The organism is Streptomyces sp. CNQ329 (assembly GCF_000482585.1).
Genome location: NZ_AXVU01000021.1, coordinates 93,892 through 107,158 on the forward strand (window position 1 = coordinate 93,892; position 13,267 = coordinate 107,158).

12 protein-coding genes are annotated in these 13,267 nt (G+C 72.2%); 6 read left to right on the forward strand and 6 right to left on the reverse strand.

Annotated elements, in window-relative coordinates; genetic code table 11:
- Positions 1 to 16: 16 nt before the first annotated feature.
- Both I003_RS0116295 and I003_RS0116300 read right to left on the reverse strand, forming a co-directional pair.
- Positions 17 to 1,240 (reverse strand): lipase family protein, encoded by a 1,224-nt coding sequence (locus tag I003_RS0116295; protein ID WP_027772499.1) that lies wholly within the window; start codon positions 1,238 to 1,240, stop codon positions 17 to 19.
- A 146-nt stretch (positions 1,241 to 1,386) separates the two neighbouring features.
- Complete coding sequence (locus I003_RS0116300; RefSeq protein WP_027772500.1) at positions 1,387 to 1,806, reverse strand: DoxX family protein; 420 nt, start codon at positions 1,804 to 1,806, stop codon at positions 1,387 to 1,389.
- A 312-nt stretch (positions 1,807 to 2,118) separates the two neighbouring features.
- Between I003_RS0116300 and I003_RS0116305 the strand changes: the two genes are divergently transcribed.
- Positions 2,119 to 3,039: a serine hydrolase gene (locus I003_RS0116305; protein ID WP_027772501.1), complete on the forward strand. Its 921-nt coding sequence runs from the start codon at positions 2,119 to 2,121 to the stop codon at positions 3,037 to 3,039.
- Positions 3,040 to 3,201: 162 nt separating this feature from the next.
- On the opposite strand, the gene I003_RS0116310 is transcribed toward I003_RS0116305, so the two are convergent.
- Positions 3,202 to 5,163: a TerD family protein gene (locus I003_RS0116310; RefSeq protein ID WP_037720985.1), complete on the reverse strand. Its 1,962-nt coding sequence runs from the start codon at positions 5,161 to 5,163 to the stop codon at positions 3,202 to 3,204.
- 189 nt (positions 5,164 to 5,352) lie between these two features.
- A complete protein-coding gene (locus I003_RS0116315) occupies positions 5,353 to 6,738 on the reverse strand; it encodes an SGNH/GDSL hydrolase family protein (protein WP_027772503.1) in 1,386 nt (461 codons plus the stop codon).
- 326 nt (positions 6,739 to 7,064) lie between these two features.
- Between I003_RS0116315 and I003_RS0116320 the strand changes: the two genes are divergently transcribed.
- A complete protein-coding gene (locus I003_RS0116320; protein WP_027772504.1) occupies positions 7,065 to 7,985 on the forward strand; it encodes a glycoside hydrolase family 19 protein in 921 nt (306 codons plus the stop codon).
- 91 nt (positions 7,986 to 8,076) lie between these two features.
- Here I003_RS0116320 and I003_RS0116325 read toward each other — a convergent pair whose 3' ends face one another.
- Positions 8,077 to 8,727, reverse strand: coding sequence for a hypothetical protein (locus tag I003_RS0116325; RefSeq protein WP_486584247.1), 651 nt, complete (start codon positions 8,725 to 8,727; stop codon positions 8,077 to 8,079).
- Between the two features lie 417 nt (positions 8,728 to 9,144).
- On the opposite strand from I003_RS0116325, the gene I003_RS0116330 reads away from it, so the two are divergent.
- Positions 9,145 to 9,780: a hemerythrin domain-containing protein gene (locus I003_RS0116330; protein WP_027772506.1), complete on the forward strand. Its 636-nt coding sequence runs from the start codon at positions 9,145 to 9,147 to the stop codon at positions 9,778 to 9,780.
- 148 nt (positions 9,781 to 9,928) lie between these two features.
- A complete protein-coding gene (locus tag I003_RS0116335; RefSeq protein WP_027772507.1) occupies positions 9,929 to 10,927 on the forward strand; it encodes a hypothetical protein in 999 nt (332 codons plus the stop codon).
- A gap of 111 nt (positions 10,928 to 11,038) precedes the next feature.
- Here I003_RS0116335 and I003_RS0116340 read toward each other — a convergent pair whose 3' ends face one another.
- Entirely contained in the window at positions 11,039 to 11,827 is a 789-nt protein-coding gene (locus tag I003_RS0116340) for an SDR family oxidoreductase (protein ID WP_027772508.1), read from the reverse strand.
- A 121-nt stretch (positions 11,828 to 11,948) separates the two neighbouring features.
- Here I003_RS0116340 and I003_RS0116345 point away from each other — a divergent pair, with 121 nt between their 5' ends.
- Complete coding sequence (locus I003_RS0116345; RefSeq protein WP_027772509.1) at positions 11,949 to 12,587, forward strand: TetR/AcrR family transcriptional regulator; 639 nt, start codon at positions 11,949 to 11,951, stop codon at positions 12,585 to 12,587.
- A gap of 173 nt (positions 12,588 to 12,760) precedes the next feature.
- A complete protein-coding gene (locus I003_RS0116350) occupies positions 12,761 to 12,949 on the forward strand; it encodes a hypothetical protein (protein ID WP_158688987.1) in 189 nt (62 codons plus the stop codon).
- Positions 12,950 to 13,267: the final 318 nt, after the last annotated feature.

The following is a 13,267-nucleotide window of genomic DNA, read 5'->3' on the forward strand; positions in this document are numbered from 1 at the left end:
GGCGCCCCCCGCTTTCTCAGCAGTCGGACGGCGCCGCCTCGCCGGCCAGCCGGTCCTCCAGCCACCCGTACGCCGCCGGATACGACGCCACCGCGCCGCCCACGTGCGTCGGCGCGACGTTCGTCGAGAAGTCCACTGTCGCGCCCTTCGCGCACCAGTCCGCGACGAGCTGCTCCCCGACCGCGTACGGAATCACGTCGTCCAGCACGCTGTGCGAGACGAACACCGGAACCTCCGGCTTCCGTACGCCGATCCGCTGCTCCTCGACGACCTCGCGCCACGGCGACTCGTCCATGTAGTCGGTGATCGGCCTGCCGTCGGCGGTCAGCGTCTTCGACTGCAGGAACGGGTAGCGCAGGACCGCCTCGGCCGTGCACGTCTCCGCCGCCTCGGCCATGACCTGCCGGCCGCGGTCGTTGAGGTACGGCCCGAGGTCGACGTCCGAGCCCTCGGCGAGGCCCGCGACGGCGAAACCGAGGAACGCGGCGTACAGGGAGCCGTCGAGGTTGCGTCCGACCCTCGCCAGGTCGGCGGGGACCGCGCCCGCGGCGACGCCCTTGACGTCGAGGTCCGGGGCGTAGGAGCGGGCGAGTTCGGCGGCGGAGGCCGCGGCGCCGCCGCCCTGGGAGTAGCCGTAGACGGCGACGGGCCCGTCGTCGGGGAGTCCGGCGGCGGGCAGGCGCTGCGCGGCGCGTACGGAGTCGAGGACGGCCTGGCCCTGGACGGCGCGGTTCATGTACGTGTGCAGGCCGGGGGTGCCGAGGCCCTCGTAGTCGGTCATGGCGACGCCGTAGCCGCGGGCGAGGAGGCCCTTGACGAACAGGCCCTCGTATTCGGTGCCGTTGGCGAGCTGCCGCGAGGGCGCGCACTGGTCGCCCATGCCCTGGGTGCCGGCGGCGTATCCGATGACGGGGCGTTCGCCGGGGCCCGGCCAGGCGGACTTGGGGGTGAGGACGGTGCCGGTGACGGCGACGGGTGCGCCGTGGCCGTCGGTGGAGCGGTACATGACGCGCTGGACGTGCGCGTCGACCTTGAGGGTCTTGAGCGGGTCGAGGTAGTAGACGGACGGCTCGGAGCGGATGACGTCGCCGTTGTCCGCGGGAAGCGCGGCGGGCGGCTCGTAGAACGGCGGGCGTTCCGCCGCCGTGGCGGTGAGCGGGAGGGCGACGGTGGCGGCGACCGCCGCCGCGGTGGTGCCGGCGAGCGTGCCGAAGGCACGCCGGAGGGTACGGCCATGCATGGGGCAACTCCTCGGTGGGCGACTCTGCCAACAGAAGTTACTGACTTGTCAGTAAGGAACGCCCCCTGCGCGAACATGTCAACCCTTCGCGCGCGTACGGGCCGGCGGCCCGGCCCGTACGCACACGTTCCGTAGCGCTCCGGCCGTCAACTGATGTCGAAGAGCGGCCCGGTGATCGTGAGCCCGAGGTCGTCGCCCACGTACGAGAAGAACGCGAACAGCATCAGCGCCGCCCCGGCCAGGGCGAAGTCCTTGTTGAACTGGATCATCACCGTCTGCTTGGTCTCCGCGTCCTCCTCCTTCCAGAACGCGTGCATCAGCACCGCCGTCGGCACCAGGAACACCAAGAGCAGCAGCGCCCCCAGATCCGCCCACACCCCCAGCAGCACGCTGAGCCCGCCCACCAGCATCACCACACCGCTGCCCGCCGTCGCCGGCACGGCCGCCGGTACGCCCTTGGACGCGGCGTACGCCCCCAACTGCTTGCTCTGCGTCAGATGGCCGGCCGCGGAGCCGAGGAAGAGGAGGGCGAAGAGAATCCGGCCGACTAACACCAGTACGTCCATCGAAGCCTCCGGTCACAGGAGTGAGAGAAAGCTGGACTATTCCTCAGGCGTGCTCGCGTCAAACACACAGGCGTCACGGGAGTGCACGTACGCCCCGCCGGGCATCGCGAAACTCACCGCTCCCGCCGTACATCCATCGGGCCCCCTCGTGAGTCGGAACAGGAAGCGGCGTTGCCGCCGCGCCCGCCGTGAGGCTCATGCCGGCGCCGTGCGCAGCGTGTACGCGCGCCGCGCACCGACCTTCGGAGCATCGGAGCAACTGCCTTGACGACAACAGAACACAGCGTCCGCCCGCGCCGTACAGGCATCCGGTTGCGCAGGGCGACGGCCGGCGTCGTGGCCGTGGGCGCCCTCCTGGCCGTGGCCCCGATGACCTCCCCGGCGAGCGCGGCCGAGGCCGCCGCCGCACCCACGGTCTCCGCCAAGGGCGCGTTCCTGATCAACGGGTCGGGCACGAAGGTCTTCGGCAAGGGGTCCGACACCAAGCGGCAGATCGCCAGCACCACGAAGATCATGACCGCGCGCGTGGTACTCAGCCAGCCGGACCTGAACCTCGACAAGAAGGTCACCATCAAGCAGGCGTACCGCGACTACGTCGCCAACAGGGGCGCCAGCACCGCCGATCTGAGGACCGGCGACAAGGTCGCCGTCGGCACCCTGCTGTACGCGATGATGCTCCCCTCCGGCTGCGACGCCGCGTACGCGCTGGCCGACACGTACGGCTCCGGCAGCACGCGCTCGGCGCGGGTGAAGTCGTTCATCAAGAAGATGAACAAGAAGGCCGCCTTCCTCGGGATGACGAACACCCACTTCGACTCCTTCGACGGCGTCTCCAGCACCGGGGACAACTACTCGACGCCGCGCGACATGGCGAAGCTGGCGAAGAGCGCGTACAACTACTCCGGCAAGTTCCGCGAGATCATCGCCAAGACGAAGGCGGTGCGCTACGGCACCGCCAGCAACGGCAACCGCCGCACGTACACCTGGTACAACACCAACCAGCTCCTCGGCTCCTACAGCGGTGCCAACGGCATGAAGACCGGCACCACCACCCCGGCCGGCCCATGCCTGGTCTTCACCGCCAAGCGCGACGGCAAGACGTACATCGGCGTGGTCCTCAACGCCGGCGACCGCTACAAGGACGCGGCCAAACTCCTCGACTACGGCTTCGGCAGCCGCACGGCCAGCACGATGCAACTCCGCCAGCTCCCGGAGAACGCCCAACGCGACTGATCCATAGGCTCGCGGGCCCGGACCCCGCTCTGGGCCCGCGAGCCGGGTGCGGCGTTCCCCGCCCGCGCGGTTCGGTGACCGAAGGTGCGCGGATCCCGCCTGAGAAGGGCCGTTGAGTGGAGCCCCGCGGGAGTACGAACAGGCCGCAGTGCCGCGGTGGAGTCAGTCCTCGATGTCCACGCCGTAGGAGCCGGCGAGGGTGGCCAGGTCGTGGTCGTATCCCTGTCCGACAGCGCGGAGGCGCCAGGTGTCCGCGCGTCGGTAGACCTCGGCCAGGAGCAGGGTGCGCTCGGTGGTTGCGGCATCGAGGGTCGCTTGGGCCACGGGGGGTGCGTCGGCCCCGGGAGCGGCCACGATCTCGATGGGGCCCACGTCGCCGAAGGTGGCGGCGCCGTCGATGGCCGCCGCGATCACGATCTTCCGGATGCCGGGCCGGAGTCCGGTGAGCGCCATGGTCACGGCCTGTTCGCTCGGTGCCTCGGCGGCCAGGCGGACGGTGCCGTCCGGGTTCTCAGCGGCACCGTAGAAGACGAACTCGTCGTCACCGGGGACCTGTTCGTCGCCGTCCACGGCGAACGCGACGACGTCGACTTCGCACCGCGTCGACTGCGCCCAGGAAGCCGTGAGGGTCCAGCGGGCCGGGGGGACGGTGGCCGGGAGGTCGACGACTCCGCCCCGGGGCAGCACGGTGGCGGGCACCGTCCGCTCCTGCGCGGGTGTGTCCTTCGCAGCCCCGGGTTCCTGCCCCGGGGGCCCGCCCGGCGCCGTGCCGGAGTCCGGGACATGCGCGGCATCGGGTTCCTCCAGCCATGCCGCGTCGCGAAGCGGTAGCCCGAGCCAGCGGATCCGCTCCATGCGCCGATCGTGCCGGCCGTCGCGCAGACACAGCACGTCCGTCACGCGCGCCGAGAGATTGACCGCCGCGGACGCGCCCAACTCCACGATGCGGACCCGGGCGGCGGCGGCTTCATCGTGGCGGCCCCCCAGGACGAGCACCCGGCGCCCCACAAGCGGCCGTTCGGACTCGCCCGCGGATGAGGGCAGGGTGAACGCACGCGGTGGTGATGGCGCTCCGGCGGGTCGTGGCGAAGGCCGGGAGGGAGGCGTACGGACGGCGGACGGGGAGTCTGCGGGGGACGACTCGGGCGGCGGGGGTGAGGGCGGACCGGGGAGCGCCGCCACCTCCCGCGCGGCCGGCCGTGACGACGTGTCCACTGCGGTACCCGGCCGGACGTCCTCCAGGAGACGTACGAACGTGCGCTCGTCCAGCAGCGGCACACCCTCCGCCACCGCCCGTCGCAGCTTCGCCGACGAGGAGTACCGGTCGTTGGTGATCAGCACGCTCGTCTGCCGGCTGACGGAGGTCATCACGTTGAGCCCGGCCGCCACCGACCTCGCGATCAACTCCTCACGGGAGATGTCGGTCTCCCCGGTGATCGCGATCGCCATGCCCTGTACCAGCGGTTCACCGCTCCGGAGCCGTCCGGGATTGCGGAAGGCGCAGGGGGTCTTGGGGACCCGCGGCCTGTACTCCTGCCGTGGCGGACAGGCGACCAGTGGCAACGGCACACCGAGGTTCGCCGCCGAGATCAGCGAGGCCCGCAGGATGCCGGCCAGCACCCGGACGTCGTCCGCCGCGTCGTGATGACGCACTTGCCGCACGCTGTAGTAGGCGGCGAGGGTGTCGAGCCGCAGGTCCGCGGTCGGAGGGGCGATCTGACGGTTCAGCGCAAGGGTGCACAGCCGCCGGGAGACCGGCAGCCACGAGCGGGCGCGCGCGAACTCGTGCGCTAAGAAGGCGTAGTCGAATTGGGCATTGTGCGCCACCAGCACCCGGCCTTTCAGAAGCCCGCCCAGCCGGGTGGCGACCTCCTCGAACTGCGGCGCGCCGGCGAGTCGGTCCCGGGTCAGCCCGTGGATATGGACCGGCCCGGGATCGCACCCGGGGTCGAGGAGTGTCTCGTACCTGCCCGTCTGCCGCCCGTTCGCGGCGATCGTGGCGACGGCGACGGACAGCACCCGGTCCCGGCCGGGGCGGAGGCCCGATGTCTCCACGTCGACCAGGGCCCACTCGTGTGTGTAGTCACGTGCAGTCGACCAGATGTCTTCGTTCGCGTTCACCATCGCCGCCACGGCCCCCACCCCTCTTGTGCACCGCTTCCCGCTGATCGGACGTCATCGGCGTGGGGATTCTGTCAGCGGGGCGCTGCTGTGCCACGGGACCGTTCGGCCCTTACAGGGGCGTGTCGGAGCATTCCCGAACGAGAAGGGCGGTCCGCGGCATCGCGGGCCGCCCTCCTCAAGGCCGCGGCGCTAGGTGAACAGGCGCAGGGGGATGGCTGCTGCCATTGCCGCCATGCCCGCGTCGTTCGGGTGCAGGCCGTCACCGCTGTCGTACGCCGGCAGCAGGCGGCCCGGGTGCGCCGGGTCGCGGGTGACCGCGTCGAGGTCGATCGTGCCGTCGTACTCGCCGGCGGTGCGGATCCAGTCGTTGACCGTCTGGCGGACCTCTTCGCGTTCCGGGGTGTAGAAGCCGAGGGCGTTGCCCTCCATCGGCAGGACCGTCGCGCCGTGGATGCGCAGGTGGCGGGCGTGGGCCTGGCGGATGAGGGTGCGGTGGCCGGCGATGAGGTCGGCGGCCGTGACCTCCTCGTCGACGGGGGCCGCGAGACCGGGGTGGCCGATGTCGTTGATGCCGAGGAGCACGATGACGTGCCGGGCGGCCGGCTGGTCCAGGACGTCGCGGGCGAAGCGGTGGATGCCGGCCTCGCCGAAGTACGGGGCGTAGTCCTCGGCGGGGTCGCCGGGCGGCGGGTTGGGGTCGCGCAGGAGGCGGTTGCCGCCGATGCCGGCGTTGAGGACGCCGGTGCCGGGGCGGCCCGCCTCGTCGCGGAGGCGGCCGGCGAGGACGTCCGGCCAGCGGCGGTTGGCGCCGACGGTGGTGACGGAGCCGTCGGTGATGGAGTCGCCGAAGGCGACGATCGCCTGCCGCGCACCGGGCCCGGCGGCGGTTCCCGGCGCGGTACCGGCGACGGCGACTCCGGTGAGGAAGTACCAGCTCGCGACGGTGCTTTGGGGGTCGACGGCGGGCTTCGCGGTGACGTTTCCGGCGGCGACGTAGTTGTTCTGGAACGCCGAGCGGTGGACGGTGGCGGCCGGCGTCGGCCGCGGCAGGTGGACGCTGACGGCGAGGTCGGCCGCCGTCGGTACGTCCAGCACCACCGGGTCGCTCCACCGCCGGGTGCCGGGCGCCAGCGTCACCGACCTCCGGCCGCCGAAGCGCACCGCGCGGTCGGTGCCGGGCACGACGGCGGTGCCGTCGCCGGGGACCGAGCGGGCGACGCGGACCTCGCCGATGACGAGGGGTTCGGTGCCGTACAGGTTGCTGAGCCGGATGCGGAGTGCGCGCCCGCCGGCGCTGGTGTGGACGACCTGGCGCAGGGTCTGGTCGGCGAAGGCGGTGGTGTCGGTGGCGGGCACCGCCGTCTCGGCGCAGGCCCATGTGCCGGTCCAGGCCCGGCTCTCGGCGCCGCCGGACTCCGCGGCGGAGGCGGCGGAGGCGGCGGAGGCGGTGAGCGCCTGCCACGTACCGGCGAGGACGGGGGTGGCGGCGACGGCGGCGGCGGCGCGGCCGAGGCTGCGTCTGCTGGGGCCGTGCGCGGGTGCGGAACCGGGTGACGAGGTGGCTTCTTGGGGCACGTGCGTACCTCCTGGCTCGGCGGTCGGGGTACGGCCGGGGAGTCGCTGTCGCACGGCGTCACATCCGGCTGTCCGACCGGCTGAGAAACCAAACGGAAGGAAGGTACGGCTGCTCGGAGCGGTGGTCAACGGTGCCTCGCGGGCGTCCACGTGGCGCGCCTGCCCGCGATAGAAAGCCCTTGCTGGTGAGGGCCTGTGGGCCGGTGTGCTGATCCTGGGGGTATTTGTTGGTCTAGACCTTGACAGGTCCAGACCAATGGGCTTTGCTCCACCATGCCACGTATACACCCCCACTGACAGGATGTGATGACGTGTCAGCCACACACGTGCACGTACACCTGCACCGCAGACTCGGCAGACGGATCAGAGGCATCGTCGCGGCGCTCGCCGCCGTTGCCGTCCTCGCCGTGCTCGTCCCTCTCGCCACCGCCACGACCGCCAGCGCCGCCGCCTGCGCGGCGGCGTGGAACAGCGGCGCGGTGTACACGCAGGGCAACGTCGTCTCCCACAACGGCCACAACTGGCAGGCCAAGTGGTGGACCCAGGGTGAGACCCCCGGCACCACCGGAGAGTGGGGCGTCTGGGCCGACCAGGGCGCCTGCGGTGGCAGCGACCCCGGTCCCGGACCCGGGGGCTTCGTGACCGAGGCCCAGTTCAGCCAGATGTTCCCGAACCGGAACTCCTTCTACACCTACAGCGGCCTCACCACCGCCATGCAGTCCTACCCCGCCTTCGCCAACACAGGCGACAACACCACCAAGGCCCGCGAAGCCGCCGCCTTCCTCGCCAACGTCAGCCACGAGACCGGCGGCCTCGTCCACATCGTCGAGCAGAACCAGGCCAACTATCCCCACTACTGCGACCCGAACCAGTCCTACGGCTGTCCCGCGGGCCAGGCCGCGTACTACGGCCGCGGCCCCATCCAGCTCAGCTGGAACTTCAACTACAAGGCCGCCGGCGACGCCCTCGGCCTCGATCTCCTCACCAACCCCTGGCGGGTGGAGCGCGAACCGGCCGTGGCCTGGCAGACCGGCCTGTGGTACTGGATGACCCAGTCCGGCCCCGGCACCATGTCCGGACACACCGCGATGACCACCGGCGCCGGCTTCGGTGAGTCGATCCGCTCGATCAACGGCTCCCTGGAGTGCAACGGCGGCAACCCCGCGCAGGTCCAGAGCCGCATCGACACCTACCAGCGCTTCACGCAGATCCTCGGCGTCACCCCGGGCGACCGGCTGAGCTGCTGACCCCACGCCCCGTCCCCCGAGGACGGCGGGCCCGTCCCCACGCCGGGCCCGCCGTCCGCCTCCCGGCACGCGCCGGGTCCGCGCGCCGGGGTCACTCGGCGGGCAGGGGGAAGAGGAAGCGGAACTCACCGTGTCCCGGGCCCTCGAAGCCGGGATTCCTCCAGGTCAGCGTCGTGTCGCAGGCCGCGTCGTCCAGGCGGGAGGCGGTCACGCGCACGACGGCCGGGACCTCGGCCGTCAGCTCCACGTCGCCGAGACCGCGCCTCTCGCCCTCGCCGAACGTCCCGGCCGCCAGCGGCGTGCCGGTTGCTCCTGACGCCTCGCCTGCTGAGGGAGCGTCAGGTACGTCACCGGCCCCACCGGCGGTGACACGCCAGCGGACGCGCGCCGCCTCGCAGCCGTAGCCGAGGCTCAGGTTGCCGGCGAGCCTCTCGGCGTCGGACCCGCCGTCGACGCTCAGGGTGGTGCTCACGCCGGCGCCGGGCTTCAGGTCCCAGATGTGGTAGATGCCCGTGCCCTGGACGTCCACGGCCGGCCGGTCGCCGCTCTCGTACGTCAGCGGGTAGTCCGTCAGCGACTGCCACATGAAGAACGCGAACAGGCTCGCTATCGCGACGACGCCCCCGCCGACGACGAGGTTCCATCCCCCGTCCGTGGCGGCGACATACGCGAAGACCGCGGCGAAGAGGACCACCGCGGGGATCCAGCCGTTCACGTACACGACGTCCGAGGCCGTCGTCACGGCCCCGGACCCCCCGGCGTACATCATGGTCATCGGCTGCCCGTCGCCCTACGGTGTCCCCTCACCCCGTGCCACGGACGCCGGGGCTCACTCCACAGTGTGCCCCGGGCAGCCGGGGACCCTTCCCGGAGTTCCGGGTACGGGCCCCGGCGCCCCGGTGTCCGGCGTCCTCCCGGCGCTCCGGGAGCCCGGCCCCGTGCGCCGGTCAGGCCGGCGGCCGTACGGACAGCGCGTGGCGGAACACGTTCCGCGGGTCGTTCTCCTCGGGCCGGAGCCGGTGGCATCCGACGCTAAGGAGCCGGCGTGCGGGGGGACATGGCCCTGGCACCCGGCCCGCGGGTGGACTCACCCCCCCTGCGCCGGCTCACATTCCGCAGGGCTGTTCCGTCAAAAGGGGTGACCGAGGGAGAACTGATAATGAGCGACACCATCGATTTCACGCTGATGTACGTACTGCACGACGCACTCCGCCGCGACCTGGAGCACATCGCGCGGACGACGGAACGCACCGACGACGACCCGCGCCGTATCCTCGCCGCCGCGGCCGGCTGGGAGCTGTTCAAGAAGGTGCTGCACATCCATCACACCGCCGAGGACGAGGCGCTCTGGCCGCCGCTGCGCGACGCCCTGGCGAGCCGGCCGGACGACCTCGCCGTCGTGGACGCGATGGAGGACGAACACGCCCAGATCGACCCGCTCCTCGACGCCGTCGACGCCGCCCTGGCCGACCGCGAGAAAGGGCCGGAGCAGCTCGGAGGGCTGGCCGGCGAACTGGCCGCGAAGCTGACCGCGCACCTCACCCACGAGGAGGACGTCACGCTGCCGCTGATCGAGCGGACGCTGGGACCGGCGCAGTTGCAGAACTTCGGCGCCGTACACGCCGCCAAGGGCGCCGCCGACGGGCCGGTGCTGACGGCGTGGATGCTGGAGGGCGCGGACGAGGAGAGGCTGGCGTCGAGGCTGGCGATCCTCCCGGAGCCGGTCCGTGCGGCGTACCGCGACGAGTGGCGGCCGGCGTACGTGGCGAAGGACTGGTGGGGCACGGGTAGCTGACCCGCCCGGGGTCGGCCGTACGGGCCGGGCCTGTTCGGTGCGGCGGCCCGTACGGCCGGTCTTCGAAAAATTTCGCTCCGGGTGTCACATCTGCCGGCTCCTGACTGTCATCTTCTGGACGGAGGTGTCACCGGGAGGACACGACCAGATGAACCGACACGACTGGCTGGCCGAACGCTTCGAGACCGACCGCCCCGGCCTGCGCCCCCTGGCCTACCGGCTGCTCGGCGCGGCCGACGCGGCAGGCGGGGACTGCGGGGAGGCGGGGGACCGCGGGGAGGACTGGACGAGGCTGAGCCGCGCCGACCGCCCGGGCCGCGCCGGTGCGGACGGCCTCGACGGCTGTCTGCGTACGACCGTCGCGCAGGTCACGCTGCACATGCTCCGGTCCGGAACCGCCGGGGAGACCCCCGGCGCGGGCGAGCGCCCGGCGGCCACCGCCCGCTCCGTACGGGTGAGCCTGCTGGTCGTACTCGACACGCTGACGCCGCCGGAGCGGCTGGCGTACGCGCTGCAGGAGATGCTGGCCGGTTCGTTCGAGGAGGTCGCGGCGCTGGCGGCGCGGACGACGCGCCAGTTGGCGGGCAGCGCGCGACGGCCGGGCCCGGCGGTCGAGGGCGGCTACGCCGGGGGCACCCCCGGGAACCCGCCGGCCGTGGACCTCGCCGCGAGGACGGGGGCGGACATCGCGGGCGCGTTCCTGGCGGCGTCCCGCGGGGGCGACTTCGAGGCGATGCTGACGGCGCTGGACCCGGACCACCCCGAACGCCGCAGGACGACGCAGCCGTTGCCGCCCCTGAACGCGGCGGACGCCACCCCGGGCGGGGCCGCCCCCGGCGACGCCACCCCGCAGCCCGCCTCCGCGGACTCCCCCGCGCCCGCGGGCACGGGACCCGGGCCGCACGCCGAACGCCGCGGCGGCGACGCCGTCATCGGCACCACGGAGTTCCGCGGCCCGGAGTCGGTCACCCGCGTCTGCACGGTACGCACCTGGGCCCCGATCCCCGCCCTCATCGACGGCGCGGCCGGACTGGTCTGGGTCCGCAACGGCCGCCCCCAACTCGCCTTCCGCTTCGAGGTCCACGAGGGCGAGATCACCGCCACGGAACTGGAAACGGACCTGTCGGCTCTGAGCATCGTGTACTGACGGGTTTCACCGTGGGGGCGGGGTCCCCAGGATTCGTAGGGGCCGCCCCGGAGGTACTGCCCTGAGCACGATGGGCGCCCGCGACCGCATGTTCCGTACGGCAACGCCGGCTCAGGCTGCGACGTCGGCTTCTGGCGGGAGTGCGGGGCCGAGCAGAAGGCCCCCGTCCAGGACGAACTCCGAGCCCGTGGCGAAAGATGCGTCCTGGGAGGTGATGAAGAGCAACAGGAGGGTGATCTCGGAGGGTTCGGCGAGGCGGGGGATGGCGAACGGATCGGGGGAGTAGAAGTCGGCGATGGCTGGCTGACCTGCGGCGGTGGGTTCGTTGATCAGTGGTGTGGAGACGACGCCGGGGTGGAGGGAGTTGACTCGGATGTTGTCCCGTCCCAGCTCCAGCGCGGCCGTCTTGGTCAGTCCGCGCACGGCCCACTTGCTGGCGGTGTAGGGGGCGTAGAAGGCCGTGCCGACGTGGGCCATGGTCGAGGCGATGTTGACGATGGTTCCGCCGCCGCCCCTGCGCATCGACGGCGCCACGGCCCTGATGCCGAGAAACTGACCGGTGACGTTGACGCTGAAGGTGTGCTCCCAGGTGCGGAGGTCGGTGTGCTCGATCGGGGCCGCCGGGTTCTGGACGCCCGCGTTGTTGACCAGGATGGTGATCTGCCCGAAGCGGTCTTCGACTTCTCGCACCGCCGCCGCCCAGTCGTCCTCGCTGGCGACATCCAGGTGAACGGACAGAGCCCGATGACCGAGCTGAGCAGCGAGATCACGGCCGGCGTCGTCGTCGCGGCCGGCGATGACGACGTTCGCCCCCTCGGCGTGGTAGCCCTTCACATGACTGCTGCCCATGCCCCCGCCGCCGCCGGTGACGATGACGGTCTGGCCCTCGAAGCGTCCCATGATGCTTCCTTCCGGACGTACCCAGATGGTGAGCCGAGTGACTCACCTCCTCTCTCAACGTACGGGCGGACTAGAGGTGAGTCAAGTGACTCACCTCGTAGCCGGAGGCATACTGGAGGGCATGACGGCACAGCCTTCGGAATACCACCGGCGCGTGGCAGCGCAGAAGCGGACGGCCATCATCGAGGCAGCGACGAGGCTGTTCCTCGACTCCGGCTACGACGGCACCTCGCTGGCCCGCATCGCCGAGGCGGCCGGAGTGTCGAGGGCGACTCTGTTCAAACAGTTCACCACCAAGGCGGCCCTGTTCGAGGCGATCGTCACCGAATACTGGAAGGTCGACGACGAGGAGGCGCCCCTGCCCGAGCCGGGGAACCTCCGCGCAGGACTGGAGACCATCGGACGCCGCTACGTGGCGCTTCTCACCCAGCCCGGCATGGCCGCCCTCTTCCGCATCGTCATCGCCGAGGTGCCGCGCTTCCCGGAGCTCGGCGAGACCCAGTTCAAGCTCGGCAAGATGCCCTACTTCGAGTCGGTCCGCCGCTACCTGGCAGCGGAAAACGCCGCCGGTACGGCCCGGCTTGACGATGCGGAGACGGCGGCGACCCAGTTCCTCGGGATGATCTCCAACTACGTGTTCTGGCCGCGGATGCTGCTCGCACGCTGGGAGCCCGACAACTCCGCGCTCACCCACGCGGTCGACCAAGCGGTGCTCACCATGCTCGCCCGCTACGGCGCGCCGGGGACCCCCGGCACCTGAGACCCCAGGTGCCCCACCGCTCCGCGTCACCACCCGATACCTCCGGGCACCCGCCGCCCGGTGGCTGACCCGACTCCTCCGGGCGACCCCGCCCCGCCGCATCCCCGCCGCACCCCCGACGGGCCCGCGAGCGGGTGGCGCGGGCCGGGGAGATCCGCACGGCGGAGGTGCCCATGGGGTACGACGAGACCATCGGCGACCGAGTCGGACGGCTGCGTGCGCGACGGGAGTTGACGCAGGAGGGTCTTGCCTGGCGAGGGCTGGCCGTCGTCGCCGGGTACTCCGCCGCGTGGGGCGCCGACCGCGTGCCGTGGGGCAAGCGGGTGTGGGCGGACGTCGATGTTTCCGGCGACGGCTCGTGAACGTGGCCGAGGTGGTCTACGTGGTCGCATGGGTCGGCGTGCTCGTGCTTCTTGCCGTGGGGTTCGCCTCGGCGGGGCGAGTCGGCTATCCGGAAGGAGGGAGTGGCGCGACACCCCGGGGGAAGGTGCCGCGCCACTCGGTCCTGGGGCCCCGTCAGGTGCGCCCCGGCCGGAGGGCCGGGGTGGGGCTCGGGTGGGGCGGCGCAGGGCTCGGGTGGGGGGGGGTGGCGTGGGGCCCCGGCGGTGGGCTCACGCCACCCACGCTCTCCCCGGCGCGGCCGGGGCGCGGGCGCCGGCGGCTGCGGTTCGTCGCCGCCG

What these genes read in the sequence shown, in the direction of transcription:
- I003_RS0116330 (WP_027772506.1), top strand. Translation starts at nt 9,145, where the DNA reads ATGAGCGACACCATCGATTTCACGCTGATGTACGTACTGCACGACGCA.
- I003_RS0116345 (WP_027772509.1), top strand. Translation starts at nt 11,949, where the DNA reads ATGACGGCACAGCCTTCGGAATACCACCGGCGCGTGGCAGCGCAGAAG.
- I003_RS0116300 (WP_027772500.1), bottom strand. Translation starts at nt 1,806, where the DNA reads ATGGACGTACTGGTGTTAGTCGGCCGGATTCTCTTCGCCCTCCTCTTC.
- I003_RS0116335 (WP_027772507.1), top strand. Translation starts at nt 9,929, where the DNA reads ATGAACCGACACGACTGGCTGGCCGAACGCTTCGAGACCGACCGCCCC.
- I003_RS0116350 (WP_158688987.1), top strand. Translation starts at nt 12,761, where the DNA reads ATGGGGTACGACGAGACCATCGGCGACCGAGTCGGACGGCTGCGTGCG.
- I003_RS0116340 (WP_027772508.1), bottom strand. Translation starts at nt 11,827, where the DNA reads ATGGGACGCTTCGAGGGCCAGACCGTCATCGTCACCGGCGGCGGCGGG.
- I003_RS0116295 (WP_027772499.1), bottom strand. Translation starts at nt 1,240, where the DNA reads ATGCATGGCCGTACCCTCCGGCGTGCCTTCGGCACGCTCGCCGGCACC.
- I003_RS0116310 (WP_037720985.1), bottom strand. Translation starts at nt 5,163, where the DNA reads ATGGTGAACGCGAACGAAGACATCTGGTCGACTGCACGTGACTACACA.